Annotated in this window: 25 protein-coding genes, 2 tRNA genes, 1 rRNA gene and 1 pseudogene; 9 read left to right on the top strand and 20 right to left on the bottom strand. The window is 56.2% G+C overall.

Features of this window, described 5'->3' with window-relative positions:
- Positions 1–18 precede the first annotated feature (18 nt).
- The 9 genes from uraH to hpxU form a co-directional block, all read right to left on the bottom strand.
- A complete protein-coding gene (gene uraH, locus K5Y32_RS00145) occupies positions 19–354 on the bottom strand; it encodes a hydroxyisourate hydrolase (protein ID WP_101762537.1) in 336 nt (111 codons plus the stop codon).
- Entirely contained in the window at positions 351–845 is a 495-nt protein-coding gene (gene uraD, locus K5Y32_RS00140) for a 2-oxo-4-hydroxy-4-carboxy-5-ureidoimidazoline decarboxylase (RefSeq protein WP_222181483.1), read from the bottom strand. Before uraD ends, uraH begins: the two co-directional genes overlap by 4 nt.
- 2 nt (positions 846–847) lie before the next feature.
- Positions 848–2113, bottom strand: a complete 1266-nt coding sequence (hpxK, locus tag K5Y32_RS00135) for an allantoate amidohydrolase (RefSeq protein WP_222181482.1) — start codon at positions 2111–2113, stop codon at positions 848–850.
- Positions 2110–3345: an alanine--glyoxylate aminotransferase family protein gene (locus tag K5Y32_RS00130; protein WP_222181481.1), complete on the bottom strand. Its 1236-nt coding sequence runs from the start codon at positions 3343–3345 to the stop codon at positions 2110–2112. Before K5Y32_RS00130 ends, hpxK begins: the two co-directional genes overlap by 4 nt.
- Before the next feature lie 21 nt (positions 3346–3366).
- Complete coding sequence (locus K5Y32_RS00125; RefSeq protein WP_101762541.1) at positions 3367–4098, bottom strand: amino acid ABC transporter ATP-binding protein; 732 nt, start codon at positions 4096–4098, stop codon at positions 3367–3369.
- Positions 4079–4735 (bottom strand): amino acid ABC transporter permease, encoded by a 657-nt coding sequence (locus K5Y32_RS00120; protein WP_097097590.1) that lies wholly within the window; start codon positions 4733–4735, stop codon positions 4079–4081. The genes K5Y32_RS00125 and K5Y32_RS00120 overlap by 20 nt, the downstream gene beginning before the upstream one ends.
- Entirely contained in the window at positions 4735–5400 is a 666-nt protein-coding gene (locus tag K5Y32_RS00115; protein ID WP_061717544.1) for an amino acid ABC transporter permease, read from the bottom strand. Before K5Y32_RS00115 ends, K5Y32_RS00120 begins: the two co-directional genes overlap by 1 nt.
- Before the next feature lie 3 nt (positions 5401–5403).
- Positions 5404–6189 carry a transporter substrate-binding domain-containing protein gene (locus tag K5Y32_RS00110; RefSeq protein ID WP_097094836.1) on the bottom strand — a complete coding sequence of 262 codons (786 nt, stop codon included), beginning with the start codon at positions 6187–6189 and terminating at the stop codon, positions 5404–5406.
- A 192-nt stretch (positions 6190–6381) separates the two neighbouring features.
- The gene (gene hpxU, locus K5Y32_RS00105; RefSeq protein WP_101762543.1) at positions 6382–7221 is read right to left on the bottom strand and encodes a MurR/RpiR family transcriptional regulator HpxU; all 840 of its coding nucleotides are present in this window, start codon (positions 7219–7221) and stop codon (positions 6382–6384) included.
- A gap of 121 nt (positions 7222–7342) precedes the next feature.
- Here hpxU and K5Y32_RS00100 point away from each other — a divergent pair, with 121 nt between their 5' ends.
- The 4 genes from K5Y32_RS00100 to hpxZ are packed head-to-tail and all read left to right on the top strand — an operon-like array spanning position 7343 to position 10904.
- Positions 7343–8929 carry a gamma-glutamyltransferase family protein gene (locus K5Y32_RS00100; RefSeq protein ID WP_222181480.1) on the top strand — a complete coding sequence of 529 codons (1587 nt, stop codon included), beginning with the start codon at positions 7343–7345 and terminating at the stop codon, positions 8927–8929.
- Between the two features lie 12 nt (positions 8930–8941).
- Complete coding sequence (gene hpxX / locus K5Y32_RS00095) at positions 8942–9127, top strand: oxalurate catabolism protein HpxX (RefSeq protein WP_222181479.1); 186 nt, start codon at positions 8942–8944, stop codon at positions 9125–9127.
- A complete protein-coding gene (locus K5Y32_RS00090; protein WP_222181478.1) occupies positions 9124–10518 on the top strand; it encodes an AtzE family amidohydrolase in 1395 nt (464 codons plus the stop codon). Before hpxX ends, K5Y32_RS00090 begins: the two co-directional genes overlap by 4 nt.
- Before the next feature lie 2 nt (positions 10519–10520).
- Positions 10521–10904, top strand: a complete 384-nt coding sequence (hpxZ, locus tag K5Y32_RS00085; RefSeq protein ID WP_222181477.1) for an oxalurate catabolism protein HpxZ — start codon at positions 10521–10523, stop codon at positions 10902–10904.
- A gap of 47 nt (positions 10905–10951) precedes the next feature.
- On the opposite strand, the gene puuE is transcribed toward hpxZ, so the two are convergent.
- The 3 genes from puuE to K5Y32_RS00070 are packed head-to-tail and all read right to left on the bottom strand — an operon-like array spanning position 10952 to position 13391.
- The gene (gene puuE / locus K5Y32_RS00080; protein ID WP_222181476.1) at positions 10952–11911 is read right to left on the bottom strand and encodes an allantoinase PuuE; all 960 of its coding nucleotides are present in this window, start codon (positions 11909–11911) and stop codon (positions 10952–10954) included.
- Positions 11912–11940: 29 nt separating this feature from the next.
- Positions 11941–12672, bottom strand: a complete 732-nt coding sequence (hpxA, locus tag K5Y32_RS00075; RefSeq protein WP_222181475.1) for an allantoin racemase — start codon at positions 12670–12672, stop codon at positions 11941–11943.
- On the bottom strand, positions 12669–13391 hold the full coding sequence (locus K5Y32_RS00070) for a GntR family transcriptional regulator (RefSeq protein WP_222181474.1): 723 nt from the start codon (positions 13389–13391) through the stop codon (positions 12669–12671). Before K5Y32_RS00070 ends, hpxA begins: the two co-directional genes overlap by 4 nt.
- A 145-nt stretch (positions 13392–13536) precedes the next feature.
- Here K5Y32_RS00070 and K5Y32_RS00065 point away from each other — a divergent pair, with 145 nt between their 5' ends.
- Positions 13537–15030, top strand: a complete 1494-nt coding sequence (locus K5Y32_RS00065; protein ID WP_110867825.1) for an NCS1 family nucleobase:cation symporter-1 — start codon at positions 13537–13539, stop codon at positions 15028–15030.
- A gap of 101 nt (positions 15031–15131) precedes the next feature.
- Here the strand turns inward: K5Y32_RS00065 and K5Y32_RS00060 are convergent.
- Both K5Y32_RS00060 and dnaQ read right to left on the bottom strand, forming a co-directional pair.
- Positions 15132–15208: transfer RNA gene (locus tag K5Y32_RS00060), tRNA-Asp, on the bottom strand.
- A 134-nt stretch (positions 15209–15342) separates the two neighbouring features.
- Positions 15343–16074 carry a DNA polymerase III subunit epsilon gene (gene dnaQ, locus K5Y32_RS00055; RefSeq protein ID WP_222181473.1) on the bottom strand — a complete coding sequence of 244 codons (732 nt, stop codon included), beginning with the start codon at positions 16072–16074 and terminating at the stop codon, positions 15343–15345.
- Here dnaQ and rnhA point away from each other — a divergent pair.
- A pseudogene (gene rnhA, locus K5Y32_RS00050) lies at positions 16028–16595 on the top strand (ribonuclease HI). The gene dnaQ and the pseudogene rnhA sit on opposite strands and share 47 nt — an antisense overlap.
- On the opposite strand, the gene K5Y32_RS00045 reads toward rnhA, so the two are convergent.
- Entirely contained in the window at positions 16580–17314 is a 735-nt protein-coding gene (locus K5Y32_RS00045; RefSeq protein ID WP_222181472.1) for a class I SAM-dependent methyltransferase, read from the bottom strand. The pseudogene rnhA and the gene K5Y32_RS00045 overlap by 16 nt on opposite strands.
- A gap of 40 nt (positions 17315–17354) precedes the next feature.
- On the opposite strand from K5Y32_RS00045, the gene gloB reads away from it, so the two are divergent.
- Together gloB and mltD are read left to right on the top strand one after the other, a co-directional pair.
- A complete protein-coding gene (gene gloB / locus K5Y32_RS00040) occupies positions 17355–18110 on the top strand; it encodes a hydroxyacylglutathione hydrolase (protein WP_222181471.1) in 756 nt (251 codons plus the stop codon).
- 71 nt (positions 18111–18181) lie between these two features.
- On the top strand, positions 18182–19555 hold the full coding sequence (gene mltD, locus K5Y32_RS00035) for a murein transglycosylase D (RefSeq protein WP_036620368.1): 1374 nt from the start codon (positions 18182–18184) through the stop codon (positions 19553–19555).
- Positions 19556–19707: 152 nt separating this feature from the next.
- On the opposite strand, the gene K5Y32_RS00030 is transcribed toward mltD, so the two are convergent.
- Entirely contained in the window at positions 19708–20511 is an 804-nt protein-coding gene (locus tag K5Y32_RS00030) for an endonuclease/exonuclease/phosphatase family protein (protein WP_008105211.1), read from the bottom strand.
- Positions 20512–20659: 148 nt separating this feature from the next.
- Positions 20660–21838 (bottom strand): MFS transporter, encoded by a 1179-nt coding sequence (locus K5Y32_RS00025; protein ID WP_222181470.1) that lies wholly within the window; start codon positions 21836–21838, stop codon positions 20660–20662.
- A 100-nt stretch (positions 21839–21938) separates the two neighbouring features.
- On the opposite strand from K5Y32_RS00025, the gene yafC reads away from it, so the two are divergent.
- The gene (gene yafC / locus K5Y32_RS00020) at positions 21939–22847 is read left to right on the top strand and encodes a DNA-binding transcriptional regulator YafC (protein ID WP_222181469.1); all 909 of its coding nucleotides are present in this window, start codon (positions 21939–21941) and stop codon (positions 22845–22847) included.
- A gap of 15 nt (positions 22848–22862) precedes the next feature.
- Here yafC and dkgB read toward each other — a convergent pair whose 3' ends face one another.
- The 3 genes from dkgB to rrf form a co-directional block, all read right to left on the bottom strand.
- On the bottom strand, positions 22863–23666 hold the full coding sequence (gene dkgB, locus K5Y32_RS00015) for a 2,5-didehydrogluconate reductase DkgB (protein ID WP_222181468.1): 804 nt from the start codon (positions 23664–23666) through the stop codon (positions 22863–22865).
- 169 nt (positions 23667–23835) lie between these two features.
- Positions 23836–23912 (bottom strand) — tRNA-Asp (locus K5Y32_RS00010).
- A 102-nt stretch (positions 23913–24014) separates the two neighbouring features.
- Positions 24015–24130, bottom strand: a 5S ribosomal RNA gene (rrf, locus tag K5Y32_RS00005).
- Positions 24131–24285: the final 155 nt, after the last annotated feature.

Below are 24285 nucleotides of genomic sequence, written 5' to 3'. Positions count from 1 at the left end.
GTGAAGTGGCGCACATTATCAGCTGCCGCGATAAGTCGACCACGACCACGGCGAGATGAGAAACGGCAGATGATAATGGCTGCCTGTGGCGCCAATCACGAAATCAATCTGCGCACTCACGTAGAGCGCATCGCGCCCTTCGGCAGCAAAGTAGTCGCCAATTTCCGCCGTCAAACGGTAATGACCTGGCGCCAGCGGTTCGGGCGTCAGGTCTTTAATGCGTCCGTCGCTGTCGGTGTTGCCTTCCACCAGCGGCAGCCAGCCTTCCGGGCTATTTTGCTCGAGCGAAACCGCCACGCCAATCGCCGGTTTGCCCAGCGCGGTATCGAGAATATGCGTCGTAATGGTGCTCATGTGATGCTCTCCTTTAGCCGCAACAGGGTAATTTCACGCAGCTGCGCCAGCGCTTCACGCTGTTCACTCGCTGCATCATTGTTAAGCCGACGCTGCAATTCCGCCAGCATCTCTTCGCCGGTGCGCCCTTTGGCGCGAATCAGAAATACCCGACCAAAGCGCTGCTCATAGGTTTGATTGCCCGCCAGCATCGCCAGCTGCAGCGCGCCGTCCGCCTGCTGCATCGCCGACTGCTCACTGCGCGACAGCGTGGCCTCTTTGTCCGCGCCCGCCACGTTGTCGCCAATGCGTGGATGGGCACTCAGCGCCTGCTCAAGATCAGCGGCTTGCCACAACTGCGCCAAACGATCGGCTTCGGCCTGTAAAGCCGCAACGTCGGCAAAAGGTCGCGCCGCCACCAGCGCCTGCTGCCAGGCGGGAATCGCCACGCAGTGCGCAATCGCCGCCTGCGCAGCTTGAGGTGAAAGCTGATTAAAGTTGACCAAATCCATCTTTATTCCTTAGCGCGCGCAATATCGCAAACCGCTTGCAGATAAGCCTGCACGCCCAGCGCCACATCAGCGGTTTGTACCGATTCCGCCGGATGATGGCTGATGCCGCGATGGTTGCGCACAAACAGCATGCCCACCGGCCAGCGCTCGGCGATAGCAATTGCATCATGTCCCGCGCCGCTCGGCAGCGACAGGCTGCGCCCTTGCACGGTTTCTACCGCGTGGCTCAGCGCCTGCTGCAACCGCGCATCACAAGCGGTGGCGGCAATGTGGTAATACTCGTTGGCGCTGAAGGTTAAGCCGCGACGCAGCGCAATCGCCTGCGCCTGCGTCAGCAGCGTGGAGAGTAAACGCTCCAGCGGCTCATCCTGCGGACCGCGCACATCGAGCGACAGCTGCACTTCACCGGGGATCACGTTGACCGCGCCCGGCAAGCAGCTCAGCGTGCCGACAGTCGCCACCAGCTGCGGATCGTGCTCTTGCGTGGTGTGCTCAATAAACACCATCCATTCGGCTGCAGCGGCCAGCGCATCTTTGCGATGCGTCATCGGCACGGTGCCCGCGTGACCCGCTTCACCGATAAAACTGCAGTTTAGACGACGCGCGCCGTTGATCGCCGTGACCACGCCAAGCGCCAAATCTTCCTGCTCAAGACACGGACCTTGCTCGATATGCAGTTCCAGATAGGCGGCGATCTCATTGACCTGACGCGCCGCGTCGTGAATCTTCGCCGCATCGAAACCGACATCCTGCATCGCTTCCGCCACGGTGATGCCGTTGCCATCCGGGTGCGTCACCCAGCTTTCCGGCCAGCTGCCGGTTATGCCACGGCTGCCGAGCAGCGTAATGCCGAAGCGCGTGCCCTCTTCGTCGCCGAAGCCGACAATCTCAATCGCCAGCGGCAAACGCTGCTGCCGATCGTGCAGCCACTGCACGGTTTCAATGGCGCTTAACACGCCGAGCATGCCGTCGTAGCGACCGGCATTGCGCACCGTATCCAGGTGCGAACCGAGCAGCAGCGCCCGCGCGCCCGCCTGCGCCGCTTCGTAGCGACCGCAAATGTTGCCCACCGCGTCCTGCCACGTCGTCATGCCCGCGGCCTGCATCCATTCGCCGACGCGCGCGTTGGCACGCAGCTGTTCCGGCGACAGATAAACACGCGTCAGGCCACCTTCGCTTTCGCTGATCTCAGCCAGCGCATCACAGCGCGCCATGACGCGAGCGGCGGCGATCTGCGCCTCGCTGGCGGTCATCAGGCTTTTATTCATGCGCGGCTCCCGTAAAGATCCCACGCCGCCTGCATCCCCGCGCCTTGCGTGGTGCGGAAGCCAACATGATTCAGCACCGCTTCCAGCGCGCTCAGGGTTTGCATCACGCAATCTTTACGCGCGTTGTAGCCCATGGTGCCGATGCGCCACACTTTGCCATGCAGTGGACCAAACGAAGTGCCGATTTCGATACCGAAATCTTCCAGCACCAGCTTGCGTACCTGATCGCCATTCACGCCCTGCGGGATCACCACGCCGAGCACGTTATTCATTTTGTTTTTTAAATCGCCAAAGGTTTCGAGGCCCATGCCCTGAATGCCTTTCAGCAGCGCATCGCCGTGTAGCTTGTGGCGCGCGATGCCGTTATCTAATCCCTCTTCCATTATCAGACGCGCACATTCACGCGCGCCAAACAGCGCGGTGGTGGCTTCGGTATGGTGATTGAGACGTTCCGGGCCCCAGTAATCCATGATCATGCCGAGATCGAAATAGTTGGAGTAAATCATCTCGTCGTCGCCATCCTGATGATCGGCGGTGCGGATGCCCTCTTCCACGCATTTGCGCTTGCGGATCACCGCTTCCATCTGCGAGCTCAGCGTGATTGGCGACGTACCGGACGGTCCTCCAAGGCACTTCTGCATGCCAGCCGATACTGCATCCAGCCCCCACGCATCGGTTTCCAGCGCGTTACCGCCGAGCGACGCGGTGGCATCGGTGTAGAACAGCACGCCATATTTCTGGCAAATCGCGCCCAACGCTTCCAGCGGCTGCAGCATGGTGGTGGACGTATCGCCCTGCACCGTCAGCAGCAGGCGCGGCTGCACTTTTTTGATCGCGTCTTCGATCTGATCCGGCGTGAACACTTCGCCCCACGGCACTTCAATGGTGTGCACTTCCGCGCGGCAACGGCGGGCAATTTCACACAGCAGATGACCGAAACGGCCAAACACCGGCACCAGCACTTTGTCGCCCGGACGGATCGCCGACAGCAGGATCGCTTCGATACCGGCGCGTGAAGTACCGTCGATCAGCATCGTCCAGCGGTTTTCAGTGCGGAATACGCCACGGTACAGCGCCATCACTTCGTTCATGTAGTGCGTCATCGCCGGATCGTACTGGCCGATCAGCTGGCTCGACATGGCGCGCAGCACGCGCGGATCGGCATTGATCGGGCCCGGTCCCATCAACAGACGCTGTGGCGGATTGATTTGCGAAAATTGGCTGATATCCATGTTGTATTCCTTAAAGAAAGCTTAGAGGCGCACGGTAGAGATAAACTGCTTCAGCTCCGCGGTTTGCGGATTGGCGAACAGCGTTTTGCTGTCGCCCTGCTCCCAGACGCGCCCCTGATGCATAAAGACCACGCGATCGCCCACGTCGCGGGCGAAGTTCATTTCATGGGTGACGAGAATCAACGTCATGCCTTCGGCGGCCAGCTGCTCCAGCACTTTCAGCACTTCGCCCACCAGCTCGGGATCGAGCGCGGAGGTGATCTCATCACAGAGTAAAACTTTGGGCTGCATCGCCAGCGCACGGGCAATCGCCACGCGCTGCTGCTGACCGCCCGACAAATTGGCCGGATAGTAATTGATGCGCTCACCGAGGCCGACTTTCTCCAGCATCTGCGTTGCCAGCGCACGGCATTCGGCTTCACTTTTCTTCAGCACACGGCGCGGCGCCAGCATCACGTTTTCCAGCGCCGTCATGTGCGGGAAAAGGTTGAAGTTCTGGAACACCATGCCGACCGAACGGCTGATTTCACGCGCCTGCGATTCGCGGTCGGTAATTGTCATACCGCCGAGTTTGATGCTGCCTTCCTGATAACCTTCCAGCCCGTTCATGCAGCGCAGCAGGGTACTTTTACCCGATCCGCTGCGGCCGATAATCGAGATCACTTCGCCGTGATCGACATCGAGATCGACACCTTTCAAGACGTGGTTGTCGCCGTAGTACTTCTGTACCTGATTAATGGTGATGAGCGGCATTGAATTTTTTCTCCAGGTACTGGCTGTAACGCGACAGCGGATAACACATCAGGAAGTAACCGAGCGCCACCAGGCCAAACACCTTGAACGGCTCATACGTCACGTTATTCAAAATGGTGCCGGCTTTGGTCAGCTCGACGAAACCGATAATCGAGGCCAGCGCGGTGCCTTTAATCACCTGCACGGCAAACCCAACCGTAGGCGCGATGGCGATACGAATCGCCTGCGGCGCGACCACGCGAAACAGCGTTTGACCAAAGGTCAGGCCGAGACAGCGCGACGCTTCCCACTGCCCTTTTGGCAGGGCGCGAATACTGCCGTACCAGATATCCACCAGAAACGCGCTGGTGTAGAGCGTTAAAGCCAGCGAGGCGGCGGTCCAGGGCGCGACATCGATGCCGAACAAGCCGACGCCGAAGAAGGCGAGGAACAGCTGCATCAGCAGCGGCGTGCCCTGAAACAGCTCGGTGTAAGCGCGCACCAGGCGCATCGGCCATTTACGTTTCAGCAGGCGCATAAACAGCAGCGGCAAGGTCACCAGCGTGCCGCCAAAAAACGCCACCAGCGAAAGTAAAATTGTCCAGCGCGCTGCCAGCAGCAGGTTGCGCAGGATGTCCCAGTCGGTAAATTGCGTCATCATGCCGGCTGCGCTCCCAACCATTTACGTCCCAGCGCCAGCAGCAGTTGGCGCATGGCAATCGACAACGCCAGATAGATCAGCGTGGTCACGAAATAAACTTCAAAACTCAAAAAGGTGCGCGACTGAATCAGGTTGGCGGCGAAGGTCAACTCTTCGTACGACACCTGCGACACCACCGACGAGCCGAGCATCACGATGATGCATTGGCTGACCAGCGCCGGATAAATACGCTGCAGCGACGGCGGCAACACCACGCGAATAAAGGTTTGCGTGCGGGTCAATCCCAGCACGCGCCCCGCTTCCCACTGGCCGCGCGGCGTCACCTGAATGCCGGCGCGAATAATTTCGGTGCTGTACGCGCCAAGGTTAATCAACATCGCCAGCAGTGCGGCTTCACCCGCCGTCAGTTTCAGACCCAGATTGGGCAACCCAAAGACGATGAAAAACAGCTGGACCACAAACGGCGTATTACGAATCAGCTCGACGTACAGGCCCCAGATGCGGCTCGCCCAGCTCGGTTTGCCGCTGCGCAGCGCCGCGCCGAGAATACCGAGGCTGACACCGCCCACGGTGGCGAGCACGGTGATCTGAATCGTGACCCACAGTCCGGCCAGCAACTCTGGCCAGTGCGGCCAGAGATCGGCGAAGTTAAGTTGCGCCATACTTTATGCGCCGAGGTTCGCTGGCAGCGGCGCTTTCAGCCACTCTTCCGACAGCTTGTTCAGCGTGCCGTCTTTGATTCCCTGCTCAATCAGCGCATTCACTTTCTCTTTCAGCGCTGGCTCATCTTTTTTCAGGCCGATGTAGCACGGTGAATCTTTCAGCATAAACTGGGCAACCGGCGCTTTTTCGGCGTTCTGGCGCGCAATCGCCGCCACTACCAGGTTGCCCGTCGCCACGTACTGCACTTGTCCGGAAAGGTAGGCCGACAGCGTGGTGTTGTTATCTTCATAACGCTTCACCTGCGCCTCTTTCGGGGCGATATCGCTTAACACCATATCTTCCACTGCACCGCGCGTGACGCCGATCGATTTGCCGCTCAGCGCTGCCGCATCTTTCAGCGTTTCGCCTTTCGGACCAAATACGCCGAGGAAGAACGGCGCGTAAGCGCGGGTGAAATCGATCACTTTTTCACGCTCGGCGTTTTTACCCATACTGGAGATCACCAGATCGACTTTATCGGTCTGCAGATACGGCACGCGGTTGGCACTGGAAACGGGCACCAGCTGCAACTTCAGTTTCATCTGTTTAGCGAGATACTTCGCCATGTCGATATCGTAGCCCTGCGGCTGCAGGTCAGTACCCACGGAACCGAACGGCGGGAAGTCCTGCGGAACCGCTACGCGGATCACGCCGCGCTTCTGGATATCCTGCAGCTGATCGGCCATCGCACTCCCGACCTGCGCCATCAGCAATGCCGCGCCCGCTACCGCTAATAATACTTTTTTCATTATGCACCCCGGTGAGTTTACGTGAAACAAAAGATTCTTGATGAATCATTCTGCAACTAATGTGCCAACCGCAGTGCTGGGAGAAGAAAGGGGAAAAAACGGGGATTTACCGCGTTGAAGGCAGCAAAAACGGGCATCGCGCCCGTTGGAATTAACGATCAAAAACAGTGCAATGCACCACAATGGCGCCCGTTAACGGTGTTCCAGCTCGTCGAGATGCTGATAAAGATCGGCAATTTGATGGATGCGCTGACGGCCCTGCGACAACATTTCATGCAGCAACGCATTCGCCAGCAGGTTAATCAGGCTCATGGCGGAGGCGTAGCTATCAAAAGCGGAAACGCTGTCGAGCGGCGCACAAAGCTGCCAGCGCGCCAGTGTGATAATGCCCTGCGCCTGCGGCTCACACAGCGCCAGCACGGGAATGTTGCTCTGCTGCAGCTGCTGCATCAGCGGACGAATGATGCGTGGACGGCGGCGAAACGCCATCACCACCACGATATCGTCAGGCGTTATATCCACCAGCTCTTCGCCCAGCGTCTGACCCGGCTGCGGCAGCACATGCACCTGCGGACGCGCCTGCATCAGCTGCTGACGCAGGTGCAGCGCCACCGGATAGGCGTTACGCATGCCGATGATAAACACCCGTTTCGCCGCGCCCAGCGCGCTAATCACCTCGCCAAACTGCTGCGGATCGATGCTGTTGACCCACTGCGTCAGGTTGGCCATCTCCTGCTTATAGTGGCGCGACAGCAAGGTGTTGCCCTGCACCGCATCGCGGTTGTCGGTGAGCGGCATACCGCTCTGGCGCAGGATGCGCAGCTCATCGCGCATATCCTTGTATTTCTCGTAACCGAGACGCTTGAACAAACGGCTAACCGTGGCCTTCGACACACCGCTCAGCCGCGCCAGCTCGGCGCTGTTGTAGCTGATCAGGTCATCAAAATGGTCAAACACGAAGTCGGCAATACGCTGCTCCTGCGGCGACAGTTGCGGATAGTGACTACGGAGGCGTTCATCAAGTTGTTTCATCATCGGTCCTGTAACTTTCGTTTCATCACAAGCTAGCATAAATCGATCCAGATTGATGTCCGTTCAAAACTGGAACAGCTCTTGCTTCCTGTTAACCACGTACCCAGAAAAAGAGTTCCTTATGATACAGAGCAACATGGCGCCGTTAGGCATGGCCGTTACGCCACATCATCTCGCCAGCGAAAGCGCCTTAGCCGTGCTGCGCGAAGGCGGCAATGCGCTGGAAGCGATGGTGGCCGCCGCTGCTACCATCGCCGTGGTTTACCCGCACATGAACGGTTTGGGCGGCGACGGCTTCTGGCTGGTGGTACCGCCAAACGGCGATCCCATCGCCATTGACGCCAGCGGCGCGGCCGGTTCACTGGCGCATCTCGATTTCTATCACGGCGAAACACATATTCCGCATCGCGGCCCCAAAGCCGCCTTAACCGTGGCGGGTACCGTCAGCGGCTGGCAGGAAGCGTTAACGCTGGCGCAGGAACTTGGCGCGACGCCGCTGCCGTTAACCCGCCTGCTGCGCGATGCGATTCGCTATGCCGCCGACGGCATTCCGGTCACCGCCTCGCAAGCCGCCGCCACCGCCGCCAAACAGCACGAGCTGCAGCATCAACCCGGTTTTGCCGCCACCTTTTTACCGGACGGCAGCGTGCCGGTTGCCGGCAGTCGCTTCACCCAACCGGCGCTGGCGAATACGCTGAGCATGCTGTGCGATCACGGACTCGATAGTTTTTATCGCGGTGAACTGGCGCACCATCTGGCGCGCGAAATGACCGCGCTGGGGATGCCGATCACGCTGGAGGATTTGCAGACACACCAAGCCCGCCGCTGCACGCCGCTGCATCTGGCGCACAGTGAAGGCGATATCTGGAACATGACGCCGCCGACGCAGGGTTTGGTGTCGCTGGCGATCCTCGGCATTACCGATCGGCTGAATATGGCTGACGCCAATGAAGCGCAAACCGTGCACCGCATCGTTGAAGCCACTAAAAAAGCCTTTGCGCTGCGCGACAAGCACATCACCGATCCGCGCCACATCGACATCAATGTGCAGAGTCTGCTGGATGATGAACATCTCAGCACGCTGGCAGCGCAGGTGGACGATCAACAAGCCGCTGCGTGGGGCTCCGGGCGCGGGCCGGGCGATACCGTGTGGATGGGCGTAATGGACAGCAGCGGGCTGGCCGTTTCATTTATCCAGAGCGTCTATCACGAATTCGGCAGCGGTGTGGTACTGCCTGGCACCGGCATCACCTGGCAAAACCGAGGTGCCGCCTTCAGCCTGCAACCCGATCATTTGCTGACGCTGCAGCCGGGCAAACAGCCGTTCCACACGCTTAATCCCGCCGCCGCGCGCCTCAAAGATGGTCGCACCATGGTGTACGGTTCGATGGGCGGCGACGGTCAACCACAAACCCAGGCGGCGATTTTCACCCGTCACGTGATTCAGGGGCATCCGCTGCAACAGGCGGTGAGCGCGCCGCGCTGGCTGCTGGGTCGTACGTGGGGACAATCATCGGATTCGCTCAAGCTCGAAGCGCGCATCGCGCCGGAAACGGTGCAGCAGCTGCGTGCGCTCGGCCATGAGGTTGAACTGCTACCCGATTTCAGTGAAGTGGTCGGCCATGCAGGCGCGATCGTCAGACACAACAACGGCATGCTGGAAGGCGCGTTCGATCCGCGCAGCAACGGCAGCGCCGCCGGTTTCTAACGGAGATTATTGATGAGTTCACAACCGGACTGGGCCACCTATATCGCCCAAATGGAGCAGATTCTGGCGCTGGAGCTGGATGATGCGCGCCGCGCCGAGCTGCTGACGCAGTTCAACCGCATCGCCGTCATGGCCGAGCCGCTGATGGCGCTGCCGCTCGACGATCGTCTGGAAGTGGCGGGAGTGTTTCATCCATGAAACTGTCGTCATTATCGATTAATGCCCTGCAGCAGGCGCTGAGTCAGGGCGAGATCAGCGCCCGTGATATCGCGCAAAACACGCTGGCGGCGATTGAACAGCATAAGGCGATCAACGCCTGGACCGAAGTCACCAGCCAGCGCATGCTGCGCGAAGCCGATCAGATCGATCTGCAGCGCCAGCGCGGTGAAGCTTTGCCGCCGTTAGCCGGCATTCCTTACGCGGTGAAAAACCTGTTTGATGTCGCCGGACACAGCACCTTAGCCGGTGCCAGCCTGTTCAGCGAACGCGCGGCGGCACGCGAGGATGCGTGGGCGGTGAGCAAACTGCGCCAGTCTGGCGCGCTGCTCTCCGGCATGCTGAATATGGATGCCTATGCTTATGGTTTTACCACGGAAAACACCCATTACGGTGCAACGCGCAACCCGCGCGATTTAACCCGCGTGGCGGGCGGATCGTCCGGCGGTTCAGCGGCGGCGGTGGCGGCGGGTTTGGTGCACTTCTCGCTCGGTACCGACACTAACGGCTCGATCCGCGTGCCCGCTTCACTGTGCGGCATCTTTGGCCTGAAACCGACCTTTGGCCGTCTGTCGCGCAGCGGCAGCCATCCGTTTGTCGCCAGCCTCGATCACATCGGCCCGTTTGCCCGTTCGGTTGAAGATTTGAGCCTGGTGTACGACACCTTGCAAGGTGCCGATGCCAGCGATGCCTTCCAGGCCGCGCAGCCCGCCTCGCCAGCTAGCGCAGGGCTCAGCAAGGGCGCAGAAGGCGTGCGCAGCGCGGTACTCGGCGGGTTCTTCTCAACCTGGTGCAGCGATGAAGCGCGCGCCGCCGTGGCGGTGGTAGCTAAAGCGCTGCAGGCGCTAGACGAAGTGACTTTGCCGAATGCGGAGATCGCACGCTCGGCGGCCTTTATCATGACCGCCGCAGAAGGCGGCAATCACTATTTGCCGGTGCTGCGCACGCAGCCGGAGCAGTTTGAGCCCAACTCGCGTGAGCGCCTGCTGGCCGGTGCGATGCTGCCCTCGGCGTGGTACGTGCAGGCCCAGCGTTTCCGCCGTCACTTCCAGCAGCAGGTGCTGCCGCTGTTTGAGCAGTTCGACGTGCTGATTGCGCCCGCCACGCCCTGCACCGCCACCACCATCGGCCAGGAAACCATTCACATCAACGGCCAGGATTTGCCGACGCGCGCCAGCATGGGCATGCTAACCCAGCCGATTTCGTTCCTCGGCTTGCCGGTCTGCACCGTGCCGCTGCAAACCGCCAGCGGCTTGCCGATAGGCTTGCAGCTGATCGCCGCACCGTTTAAAGAACATCTGGCACTGCGCGCCGCCTGGGCGCTGCAACAGCAAGGGCTGACGCTGCCACAAACTACCTTAATGGATGCCTGAAGATGACACCTGAACATATTGATCGTCCGGCCATTCTCGCCGAAGTCACTGCCGCCTTTTACCGCTACGAGCAAGCGCTGATCAGCAATGATGTGGAGGTGCTGGATGAGCTGTTCTGGCACGACATACGCACCGTGCGTTTGGGCGCGGGTGAGAATTTGTATGGCATTGATGAGATCCGCGCTTTTCGCGCTGCACGGCCGTCGAAAGGATTGGACCGCGAGTTACGTAATACGGTGATTACCACCTTTGGCGATGACTATGCGGTGTGCAGTACGGAGTTTACGCGTGAAGGCGTGGAGAAGACTGGACGCCAGCAGCAGACGTGGGTGCGATTGCCGTGCGGCTGGCGGATTGTCGCGGCGCAGGTGAGTTTGATGAGTTAAGGTGCTACCGGGATAAATCGGTCGCCATAAATGGCGACCCTACAAATTCAGGATGTTGGTGCCGGATGCGTCGCGATCCAGTGATCGGCGATTTGCTGCCGCGTACACACCCACACATCCTCATGCTGCTGAATGTGATCAAGGAAGCGCTGCAAACCACGGAATTTCCCCGGACGTCCCAGTAAACGACAGTGCATGCCAATCGACATCATCTTCGGTGCCGTTTCGCCCTCTTCGTATAGCACATCAAAGGTGTCGCGCAAATAGGTAAAGAACTGCTCCGCCGTGTTGAAGCCCTGCGGCGAGGCGAAGCGCATATCGTTGCACTCCAGCGTGTAAGGGATGACCAGATGCGGTTTAACCGTGCCGTCCTGACAGGTGACCTGCGTCCAGAACGGTAAATCGTCGCCGTAATAGTCGCTGTCATAGCTAAAGCCGCCCTGCTCGACCACCAGGCGTCGGGTGTTTGGGCTGTCGCGGCCGGTGTACCAGCCGGTTGGCGCTTTGCCGAACAGGTCGGTTAACACGTCCACCGCCTGCTGCATATGCTGGCGCTCGGTCTTGGCATCCATCGCCTGGTAGTGAATCCAGCGCCAGCCGTGGCTCACCACGTCGTAATCCGCCGCTTTGATCGCCTCAACGATGTCCGGATGACGCGCCAGCGCCATCGCCACGCCAAACACCGTCAGCGGCAAACCGCGCTTTTGAAACTCATTGTGGATGCGCCAGAAACCGGCGCGCGATCCGTATTCATACAGCGAATCCATCGACATATGGCGATCGGCGTAGCTGGCCGCACCGATGATATCGGAAAGAAACTGCTCGGAACCGGCGTCGCCATGCAACACGTTGTTCTCGGCGCCCTCTTCGTAATTAAGGACAAACTGCACCGCGACGCGCGCTTTGCCCGGCCACTGCGCATGCGGCGGGTTGCCAGCGTAGCCGATTAGATCGCGGGGATAGTTTTTGTTGAAGCTGTACTCTTTCTTTCCAGATACATCATTCATTCTGTAAGTTCCTGTCGCTCAACCAGTGGTTAGTTTAGGTGCTGAAAGGCTCCGCTGAGCGGTTTTTCGAGTGGATAATCGAGATCGCCGTGCTTGCTGGTACCAAAGCCTAGCGCCACCAGCGACTCCACCATTTTTACCGCAGCGCTGACCCCGTCAATTACCGGCATGCCCAGTTCTTTGGTGAGATCCTGCGCCAGCGTAGCCATACCGCCACAGCCCAGCACAATCGCGCCGCTGCCATCTTCGCGTTTGGCCTGCATGCAGCGCTGACGCACTTTCTCCTGCGCCACGCCGCTGCCGTCTTCCAGTGCCAGCACCGGCAGATCGATGGCGTGCAGCGCGGCACAATGGTGTGTGAAGCCATATTGCTGCAGCAGATGGCGCGCAATCACCAGCGTGCGCGGCAAGGTAGTGACAATCGAAAAGCGCGTCGCCACCAGCGTGGCGGTGTGCATGGCCGCTTCCGCAATGCCAATTACCGGGCCGCTCGCCAGTTCACGCGCCGCCAGCAAGCCCGGATCGCCGAAGCAGGCAATGATATGGCCACTCACGCCTTGCGCTTTGCCGCGTTTCACCTGCTCCAGCACGCCAATCGCCGCGATGGCTTCATCAAAATGACCTTCAATCGACTCGACGCCGTGAGTCGGGCACACCGCCAGAATCTCGGTGCCCGGCGCGGCGACGGCTCGCGCGGCAGTACCCATGGTTTCCGTCATCGCTAAGCTGGTGTTGGGATTGATGACCTGAATCAGGCTCATGATGCCGCTCCTTTGTTACCGGCAAATAACCGGGTGAAATCAGGCAAGGTTTCGCCGCTGCGCTCAAAGTGCAGGCTGGCAACAATATGTTCGAAGTGATGCTGCAGCGCCGCCGTTAACCCCGGCAGATCTTTTTGCCGCAGCAGCTCCACCAGCCGATCGTGATGATCGCATCGGCAGCCGCGCTGCCACGGTGCACCGTAAGCGGCAATCACCAGCGACGAACGCTGCGTCAGGCGCGTCACCATATCGGTGAGCACTGCGTTACCGGAGATCGCCTGCAGCTGAATATGAAAGGCGGCGGAGAGACGAATCGCGGCGGCACCATCATGCTGGTCATGTGCCAGCTGCTCTTCTTCAATCAGCACGCCGAGTGCCACTAAGTGCGGTGCCTGCACGTGGCTCAGCACCGCCGGTAGATTGGCGCACTCTAATAAACTGCGAGTGGCAAAGATGTCGCGGGCTTCATCCACGCCCGGCGTCGCCACCTGTGCACCACGCCTGGGCGACAAAGTGATCATTTGCACCGCGGCGAGGCGTTGCAGCACCTTACGAATGCCGGTGCGGCTCACGCCGAAGACATCCGATAAGGCTTCTTCCGGCAATTTACTGCCCGGCGGCAGTTGATGCTCAACGATGGCGGTAAGCAGCGCCTGATAGATAGGTTCATCGCGATCGTTCAGATCGGCAGCCGTTTTCTGGCCTGTTTCACTCTTCATTACCTGCTCCGGTAAGTGACTGTGTGCTGCACATCGTATACGTGAAATTATTTTTTTGTATACAAGAAATCATTTCTGGCCTGGATCCTGCAATACCGTTTCACGCTGTGATTATTTTTCCATGATGTTGAGAGGAGCAGGTTTCATGCCAAATCATTCTGAAGTGACCTCGCGGGTGGCCTCTGAAGCCAACGCACAATACAGTCCACGTCTGTGTAATGACGATCTGGCGCCGACGCGCGACCAGAACTGGTCGTGGTACAACATCTTTTCGTTCTGGATGTCGGACGTGCACAGCATGGGCGGCTACGTGGTGGCCGCCAGCTTCTTTACCCTCGGGCTGGCGAGCTGGCAGGTGTTGCTGTGTTTGCTGGTGGGCATCTGCATTGTGCAGCTGTGCGCCAATCTGGTGGCCAAACCGAGCCAGATGGCAGGCGTACCGTACGCGGTGATTTCGCGTCAGGCGTTTGGCGTGTTCGGCGCTAACATCCCGGCGATTATTCGCGGGCTGATCGCTTTTGCGTGGTACGGCATCCAGACTTATCTGGCGGCTAACGCGCTAATGCTGGTGCTGCTGAAGTTCTTCCCAACCCTGAGCAGCATGACGCAAAGCAGCTGGCTCGGCTTATCTCAGTTGGGCTGGTGCTGTTTCGGTGTGATGTGGTTACTGCAGGCGATGGTGTTCTGGCACGGGATGAGCGCGATTAAACGCTTTATTGATGTCGCCGGTCCGGCGGTGTACGTGGTGATGGTGGCGCTGGCGGGCTGGATTGTATACAAAACCGGTTTCGACGGCATCTCCTTCACGCTGGCCAGCAAGCAGTTGAGCACCGGCGAGCAAACCTGGCAGATGATTACCGCCACCGCGCTGGTGGTATCCTACTTCTCCGGTCCGCTGCTGAATTTTGGTGACTTCTCGCGTTACGGCAAAAGCATGGGCGAAATTCGTCGCGGCAACCGCTGGGGCTTACCGTTCAACTTCCTGCTGTTCTCGATTGTCACCGTGGTGATTGTCTCCGGTACGCAATCGCTGTTCGGCAGAATGATCACCGATCCGATTGAAACTGTCAGCATGGTGGGTAACGACGTGGCGGTGGCGATTGGCCTGCTGACCATGATTATCGCTACCATCGGCATTAATATCGTGGCGAACTTTGTCTCGCCGGCATTCGACTTCTCTAACTGCTCACCGCAAAAAATCAGCTTCCGCACCGGTGGCATGATTGCTGCGGTCGGTTCAGTGTTACTGACGCCGTGGAACCTGTTCCAGTCGCCAGAACTGATTCACTACACGCTGGATGTGCTGGGCTCGTTTATTGGGCCGCTGTTTGGCATCCTGGTGGCCGATTTCTATCTGATCAAACGCAGCAAAGTCTACGTGGATGACCTGTTTGATGACACGCCGAAAGGGCGTTACTGGTATCGCGGCGGCTTCAACCCGAAAGCGATTGCCGCGCTGCTGCCGTCGGTGGGCATTTGTCTGGTGATCAGCTTTATTCCTTCACTGCATGCGGTGGCGAACTTTAGCTGGTTTATCGGCGTGGCGTTGGGTGCGGGCTGCTATCGCTGGCTGGCGCGCGCTGACCGCGAAGAGTCGGTGGCGGCGTATCGCGCGACGGTGGCGGTGCAGAAGGATTAAGCTGGTAATGGTCGCCATGAATGGCGACCCTACGGCAAATGTGTAGGATTTGGAAAAAGCAAAAAGCCGATGCATTTCTGCATCGGCTTCTTTAAATAGATTGGCGGAACGGACGGGGCTCGAACCCGCGACCCCCTGCGTGACAGGCAGGTATTCTAACCAACTGAACTACCGCTCCGCGCTTTGTTCCCCGTCGAGAACGAGGCGCATATTAATAGCAGCTTTCACACCCGTCAACGCTTTTTCTGTGGAAATGTTTCGTTTGGCGTTTTTTTCAGCTTAACGTCGATTTTGCACGCGAAATCAGCCGTTTTACACGCGCCACAGGCAGCTGCCGCCCTTCTTCTGCACCAAATCCAGACGACCTTCGTGCGCAGCAATCTCTTCATCGCTGGCGCTGACCACGCGCAGGCCTGAACTCGGACGCACAATGCGCTGAATATGCTCACCGCCGCCCTGATTGTTCTGCTCACCGTCCAGAGAAAATGCCAGCGAGGTTTGACCGCCGGTCATCATCAGGAATACTTCGGCCAGAATCTCGGCATCGAGCAGTGCGCCGTGCAGCGTACGCTTGCTGTTGTCTATTTCATAACGGTTGCACAACGCATCGAGGCTATTGCGCTTGCCGGGATACATCTTACGCGCCATCGCCAGGCTATCGGTGATCTGGCAGAAGGTTTCGGTTTTGCCGATATCCCGCTTCAGCATGCCGAACTCGTAATCCATAAAGCCGATATCGAACGATGCGTTATGGATCACCAGCTCTGCGCCTCGGATGTAATCAAGGAATTCGTCGGCGATATCCGCAAACATCGGCTTATCGGCGAGGAATTCATCGGCGATACCGTGAACGCCGAACGCTTCCGGATCCACCAGCCGATCGGGCTTAAGATACATATGGAAGTTGTTGCCGGTCAGGCGACGGTTGATCACCTCAACCGCACCAATTTCAATGATGCGATGTCCTTCATAATGCACACCGATCATGTTCATGCCGGTGGTTTCAGTATCGAGGACGATCTGGCGGTTATTTGCAGTGCTCATAGGACTCGTTTTATGTCAGACTTGGCGTTTTGTCAGAAGGAAGTCTACCAGAGATGCGCAAACAGGTAGAAATATTCACCGATGGATCTTGCCTGGGCAATCCCGGTCCCGGCGGTTATGGCGCCATTTTACGTTATGGTGCGCATGAAAAAGAGTTCAGTACAGGTTATCGCCTTACCACCAACAATCGCATGGAAATGATGGCGGCTATTGTGGCGCTCGAAGCGTTAAAACAGCCGTGTGACGTGGTGATCAGTACTGATAGCCAATATGTGCGTCAGGGCATCACCAGTTGGATCCACAACTGGAAGAAGCGCGGCTGGAAAACCGCCGATAAAAAACCGGTGAAAAATGTCGATCTGTGGAAACGCCTCGATCTGGCGCTCAGCAACCATGAAATTAAGTGGGAATGGGTAAAAGGCCACGCGGGGCATCCGGAGAACGAACGCTGCGACGAACTGGCGCGCAGCGCGGCGGGAAATCCTACCCAGGATGATATCGGTTATCAGGTTGAATCCTGATCCTTCACTTCACGAAACTGGCGCGTAACGTTAACCGTTTGCCGTAGCTGGCTTTGACTCAGATTCTTCTTCATTTTGGTGGGCGTTAACGGGAACGTACGTTTGCGTGCCACCACAATGTTCAAACAACCGAGTGCCGGCAAATGCGCGCTGATCACTCTGCCGCCCTGCCGATGCCACGGCACCACCTGAAAACGGGTGCGGTAAACCACTTCATAATTCAGCAGGCCCAGCCAGTCGAGCAGCCGCACCTGGCTGAACATCCGTCCACTCCACGGCGCGCGCGAGTGCAAACCCGGAATGCCTTTGCTAATCCCTAATAGACTGAAAGGATTAAAGCCGCTGATGATCATCCAGCCATCATCGATCAATACCCGATCCACTTCGCGCAGCACGCGGTGCGGATCCTGACTCCACGCCAGCGTGTGCGCCATTAAACAGGCATCAACTGATTTAGATTCAAAGGGTAATTGTGTGTTATTGGCGATAACCTGCAACTCATCGCCCTCAATGCCCACATTCACCTGATGCGATATGGCACACTGGCTGGTGCTGATTTCTGCGCTGAGGCTGCCAATTTTAAGCATATGAAAGCCATACAGCTTGCCGAGATAAGGCTGCAGTTGCTGAGTGAGTGCGTCGCGAAAATAGTCTCCCATTGGCATATCGCGCCAGGAGCGCGGTGCAGTCAGGATTTGGCGTGTTTTAGCCGGCTTCATGCTCTACCATTTTCCTTTTTCTACGACCTGAGAGGTGTTTATGAATCTTACCAGCATTCCCGCATTGCAGGATAACTACATCTGGACACTGACGGACGATGACAATAGGTGTTTGATTGTCGATCCCGGCGAAGCACAGCCGGTGCTGGATAAAATCAGGGCCAATCATTGGCAACCCGTGGCAATTTTGCTGACGCATCATCATCACGACCACGTTGGCGGCGTGGATGAACTGTTGCAGCACTATCCCGATTTGGCGGTTTTCGGTCCACAGGAAACTGCAGATAAAGGGGCGAGGCGTATTGTGGCCGAAGGTGATGAATTTACTCTGCTTGGGCTAAATTTCCGTGTCATCGCAACACCCGGTCACACTTTAGGACATATCTCATATTTCAGCTCCCCTTATCTTTTCTGTGGTGACACGATGTTTTCTGGCGGCTGCGGGCGTTTATTTGAAGGCACTGCAGAGCAAATGTTCGAGTCATTTCAAAAACTTAACCAGCTACCTGAAGAGACTCTCGTTTGCTGCGCGCATGAGTACACTTTATCCAATATGAAGTTTGCTGCGGCTATTCTGCCCCATGACCCTAAAATTTTGGCAAGGTATCAGCAAATTAAGGACTTACGCGCAGAAAACCGCATTACTTTACCTACAAAACTGGCCTTAGAGCGTGAAATAAATTTATTTTTACGCACACAAGATGCTGATTTACAACGGGCTTTAGGCACTAATGTGTCATCGTCAGCGTTATGGCAAACTTTCGCCGATCTACGCGAGAAGAAAGACCGCTTTTGATTTTTGAGGTTGTGTTGTGGTGGACCGTCACGTATAGTTGCTCGTCTTTTAAGCGAACTATTGACACACACATGAAGGCTAAAGCGATCTTACTCGCCTCGGTCTTGCTGGTAGGATGTCAGGCATCAAGGAATGACGCCAATATCCCCGTACAGCATGCCCAGAGTCTGTCTTCAGCTGGTCAAGGTGAAAATGGAAAGTACGGAGATCGATTGTTGTCGCCGCGATGGCAGGATGATGGAACAAGCCTCGCAGAAGATACTGATCTCTGGAATCACATTAGTGACGAGTTGAAGATGGGGATTCCGGAAAACAGCCGGATCCGCGAACAAAAAACAAAATTTTTAAAAAATAAGAGCTATCTCCACGATGTAACATTACGGGCAGAGCCGTACATGTACTGGATAGTCGAGCAGATACAGAAACGTAAAATGCCGATGGAACTGGTACTGCTACCCATAGTGGAGAGCGCTTTTGACCCACACGCAACATCTTCTGCGAATGCCGCCGGCATCTGGCAGATTGTTGCACAAACGGGCAAAAACTATGGTTTGAAACAGAACCAATGGTACGACGGACGCCGCGATGTGGTGGCCTCGACCAAGGTAGCGCTGGACATGATGCAGCGTCTGAACGGTATGTTTGACGGTGACTGGTTACTGACAATCGCCGCCTATAATAGCGGTGAAGGACGTGTGCTGAAGGCGATGAAACAGAATAAGGCACGCGGTAAGCCGACTGACTTCTGGAGTTTATCGCTGCCCCGCGAGACCACGGTTTACGTACCTAAAATGTTGGCCTTGAGTGAGATTCTCAAGAACAACAAGCGTTACGGTATCAAACTGCCGACCCCGAACGAGAGCCGTGCTTTAGCTCGCGTAGAGGTGGGACAGCAGATTGAACTGACGCAGGCCGCCGATATGGCCGGTATGTCTCTCAGCAAGCTGAAGACATTTAATGCCGGTTATAAAAATGGCGCCACTGCGCCAAATGGACCGCACTACATTATGGTGCCTAAGTCCAACGTTGCTAAGTTGCGCGATTCACTGGCTTCCGGTGATATCGCTTCCGTGCAGCCTACCGAGATGGCGAAAGTCAGTGCGGCAGGAAACAGCTACACGGTACGCAAAGGCGACACCTTGTCTGGTATTGCCAGCAAGCTTGGCGTAAGTGTCAGTGCACTGAAACAGCAGAATAATCTGCGCAGCGCTTCAGTTCGTACCGGTCAGACTCTGACCGTTAGCGGCAAAGCGAGCACGCAATTGGCTGATAACGGCAACAGCATCACCTACCGTGTACGTAAGGGTGATTCTTTTGCCAGTATTGCTAAACGTCACGGTGTGAACACCAAAGACGTTATGCGCTGGAACAGTGACGCTAAAGACATTCAGCCGGGCGACAAGCTCACGCTGTTTGTGAATAATAGCGCAACACCTGATACCTAATGCCCCGAAAAGGCTGACTTTTGTCAGCCTTTTTCATTTCTGCTTGCATTAAATTCTGCCTATCGCCTGTTCAGACACTGACTTGCCCTTCGCACTATTATTTTCAGCTGAACGTTGTGACGGTTGCGAGGCGGGAGCTAGAGCGTATTAGCTTAACGCTCGATACCGTAAAGAGAGTTGAACTCAACCAGCAGCGGATTGTGGTCTGATGCGCGCGTCACCAGCACAGAAGCTTCACTGACCTTCATATCGCGGTAGAAGACGAAATCCAGAGGGCGCCCAAAGGCTTTTCGGCGATGGTCATCGGTGAAGTTCACCTCACGCAAAGACATCTCCCGCGCAAAGCGATACAGCGCATTCATGCGCTGGCGGCTCCAGGCGTTAAAATCCCCCGCCATGATCACCGGCCCACGATGATGTTGAATCTGTTCGCCAATCGGCCCCAACTGTTTGCTGTAGACATCGACACCGAGACTGAAATTGACCGCGTGGATATTCACCACCATCAGCATTTCGCCCGTGGGTAATGGATACGCCGTGACCAGCGCAGATTTGGCCAAACGCAGCAGCGGCTCACGTTCCCGTAGTGGGCAACAGTACACAGGGTGCGCAGAAGCCAACGTCATGACGCCGGAAGGATGTTGCGGTAAGACAAAGGCCGGCACCTGATCGGCCGCGAGATAGTTACTGGTGGCGAATTTGACCAGTTCAGGCGTGGCCTGCGCCTCCTGCAGCAGAACAAGGTGGGCATCTTTGCCAAAACCCTGGAGCACCGACATCCAGTCTGCACGCTGTTGCTTGAAGATATTCCAAACTAAAACTCGCAGTGTGGGATCAGCTGGCAAAGGTGCGCCAGGCGGTAATGCCTGCCCAAGATGCAGCATTGCCCCCGGCGGAAATATCCGCTCTGCTGGCTGACCTGCTACATAACGCATTGAATAAGTTTTTTTCCGCACTTTCCCGCCTGACTGGTTTACGACGCGTACTTCACCTGACTGTTATAGGGATTTTAGCGCGGGGTTTCAATTGGTGTTGTTGATTGTCGGAATTCGCCTCACAGCATACCAATGCAAAAGCCTGCCAGTTGGCAGGCTTTTCGGCGTGTTATTCCATCGCTATCGCCGTTTGAGGTTTATCGAGTTGACCACTCAATCGCACCAGCAGCAGCGCGCCAAGCACAATCACCGCACCGACCCACGGCGTTTGCGCCAGTCCATAATTCTCGACAATATAACCACCTATCGTTGAACCCAGTGCGATACCGATATTGAAGGCCGCAATATTAAGGCCTGATGCAACATCTACTGCGTCTGGCGCATAGTGTTCAGCTTTCTGCACCACGTAAACCTGCAAACCCGGCACGTTGGCAAAGGCGAAGATGCCCATAACTAATACTGTCGCCACTGACATAAAGTGCATGCTGGCGGTGAACTGGAACACCATTAGTAGAATGGCCAGCGCCACAAAGATCAGTGTTAAAGCAGGGACCGCGCCACGGCGATCGGCCAGCTTGCCGCCCCAGATATTACCGATGGCGACCGACGCACCATAACCCAGCAGAATCATGCTGACTGCGGTAGGTGAAAAGCCAGCCAGCGACTGCATCATTGGCGCAAGGAAGGTGAAGGCAGTAAATACGCCTCCATAACCCAGCGCAGTAATCGCATAGATCAGCAGCAGACGTGGATTGATCATCACCCGTGCCTGCTGGGCCAGCGTTGTTGCCGGTGGTTGAGCAATGTTACGCGGAATAAGCAGTTGGCTTGCTACCAGAGCGATCACACCCAGCAACGACACAGCCAGGAAACTTTCACGCCAGCCAAAGTGTTGCCCGATGAGCGTGCCCAGCGGCACGCCAGTCACCAATGCTACGGTTAAACCACCAAACATAATGGCAATGGCACTCGCCGCCTTCTCTTTACTCACCAGGCTGGTCGCAATCGTCGAGCCGACAGAGAAGAACACACCGTGAGCCAGGCCGGTAAGCAGCCGGGCAATGACCAGCGTTTCATAGTTTGGTGCCAGCCAGGCAACCAGGTTGCCAACGGTGAAGAGCACCATCAATCCCATTAATAATTGCTTGCGCGCTAACTTACCGGTCAAGGCAGTTAACACCGGTGCGCCAACGGCAACACCCAGAGCATAAATAGAAACCAGCATTCCAGCGGAAGGCAGCGTAATACTGAGTTGTTCAGCGATGGTGGGGATCAGACCGACAATAACAAATTCTGTCGTTCCGATGGCATAGGCGCTGATAGTCAGCGCCCAAAGTGCAAGTGGCATGATTAACTCCCATTAAGGTTTTGATGGGCGTTAGTATTGCCGCATGCTTTAATGACAAAAAGATGTAAAGTGAGAATAGACTTTTGCTTTTGGAGGGATAATGAAGGCGTCGTCAGATGAACTTAAGGTGTTTATCGCTGTAGTGGAGAGCGGCAGCTTTAGTCGCGCTGCAGAACAGTTGCAGATGGCTAATTCAGCGGTGAGTCGCACGGTTAAAAAGCTGGAAAATAAGCTGGGTGTCGCGCTCTTAACGCGTACTACGCGTCAGCTAGCGCTCACTCATGAAGGCGAGCATTACTTTCGTCGCGTGCAAAAGTTGATGCAGGAGATGTCAACCGCCGAGAGCGAGTTGATTGAGCGTCAGCTGGCGCCTCAAGGCGTACTGCGTATTGATGCTGCTACACCCGTGATTCTGCATCTATTGCTGCCGATGATTAAACCGTTTCGTGAGCGCTATCCAGATGTCACGCTATCGCTCATCTCGTCGGAGAGCTTTATTAACCTCATCGAACGCAAAGTCGATGTGGCGATTCGCGCCGGCAATTTGACGGATTCCACGTTGCGCGCTCGTCTGCTCTTTATTAGCTATCGCAAATTAGTCGCCACACCGGCTTATTTGGCGAAATATGGCGTACCAGTAGCGGCAGCTGATTTAGCGCAGCATCAATGCCTTGGCTTCGTTGAAACGCCACGCTTAAATCGCTGGCCTGTTGCAGATGAAGGTGGCGATCTTTATGACATCACGCCGGGTATGTCATCTAATAGCGGCGAAACGCTCAAACAGCTAGTGCTAGGCGATCAAGGTATCGCGTGTTTATCAGATTTTATGGTGGATAAAGAGATAGCGGATGGCACTTTTATTGAACTGCTTGCTGAACAGCGCGTTCCAGTTGAGATGCCTTTTAATGCAGTTTATTACAGTGACTTGGGAGTTAGCCAACGCGTCAGGGCGTTTATCGATTTTCTAAGTGAACGGGTTAAAGATCAGCCCTGGCGAGTGCAGGGCTGAAAAGGGAAGCAGTGATTAATCCCAGTCTGGTGCCAGACCTTCAGGACTCACTAAGCGCTGCTGACGATCCAGCGCGGCAATATTTGCCATATCTTGATCGTCTATCTGCAGTTCAACCGCTGTCATGTTGCTCGCCAGGTTTTCACGTTTGGTTGATGACGGGATCACCGCGTAACCTAACTTCATCGCCCATGCCAGAACAACTTGTGCCGGAGTAGCTTTGTGCTTCTGTGCAATGGTATTAATTACCTCATCCTTCAGCGCTTCTCCATAAGCCAACGTCATGTAAGAAGTGATGTGAAGACCATTCTTCTCTGCGAAATCAACCACCTGACGATTCTGCAGAAAAGGATGCAGCTCAATCTGGTTAGTCGCAATATTTTCCACGCCAACTGCGTCAATCGCCTCTTGCATCAAGGCAATTGGAAAGTTTGAGATACCAATTTGACGCGTCAGGCCTGCTTCTTTGGCTGTCATCAATGCCAACATGCTCTCTTTCACCGATACTGCAGATCCCGGAGAAGGCCAGTGGATCAAGGTGAGATCGACATAATCGGTGCGCAGCTTTGTCAGGCTCTCTTTCAAGCTGGGAATCAACTTCTCAGCCGAAAGATTCTCGATCCAAATTTTAGTGGTAACGAACAAGTCGCCACGTGCTACGCCACTCTCCACGATCGCCTGACCCACAGCCGCTTCATTTTCATAGATTTGCGCAGTATCAATTGTGCGATAGCCAAGTTCCAAAGCCGTTTTAACTGAATGGATTACAACGTCGTCATGTAGACGGAAAGTACCTAAACCAAAGGCGGGGATTGTCATGATTTCCTCATCGTATAGCGTTATGTTTCGATGGGAACTATTCTGGCAGGTTTATTGTTGCTGAAAAATCCGCTTATAAGCAGAAGAATTTTGATTTTTTATCAACAATAATGACTAAATTGCAGACATGAAAAAGCCCTGACTTTTCAGTCAGGGCTTATCAATTAAGTGGCGGAACGGACGGGGCTCGAACCCGCGACCCCCTGCGTGACAGGCAGGTATTCTAACCAACTGAACTACCGCTCCACCGATTCTGTACTGATATCAGACAATCGTTCTGATTTCAGGTGTTTCGCCCTTCCCGCGTCACGGGGAAGGTCACGACCCGGTAACGGGTCTTAAATTGATGCCTGGCAGTTCCCTACTCTCGCATGGGGAGGCCCCACACTACCATCGGCGCTACGGCGTTTCACTTCTGAGTTCGGCATGGGGTCAGGTGGGACCACCGCGCTAAAGCCGCCAGGCAAATTCTTTGCGCAAAAACGAATGTCTTTCGCTTCCGCTAAATCTTTAATCCGTAAAACAAGCTGAAAATCCGGTCTCTCAGACCAAAACGCCTCTGGCGTTGTAAGGTTAAGCCTCACGGGTCATTAGTACCGGTTAGCTCAACGCATCGCTG

This window comes from Pantoea sp. DY-15, from assembly GCF_019795935.1.
In the GTDB taxonomy this organism is placed as follows: domain Bacteria; phylum Pseudomonadota; class Gammaproteobacteria; order Enterobacterales; family Enterobacteriaceae; genus Pantoea; species Pantoea leporis.
This window is presented reverse-complemented; position numbering and strand designations above follow the sequence as displayed.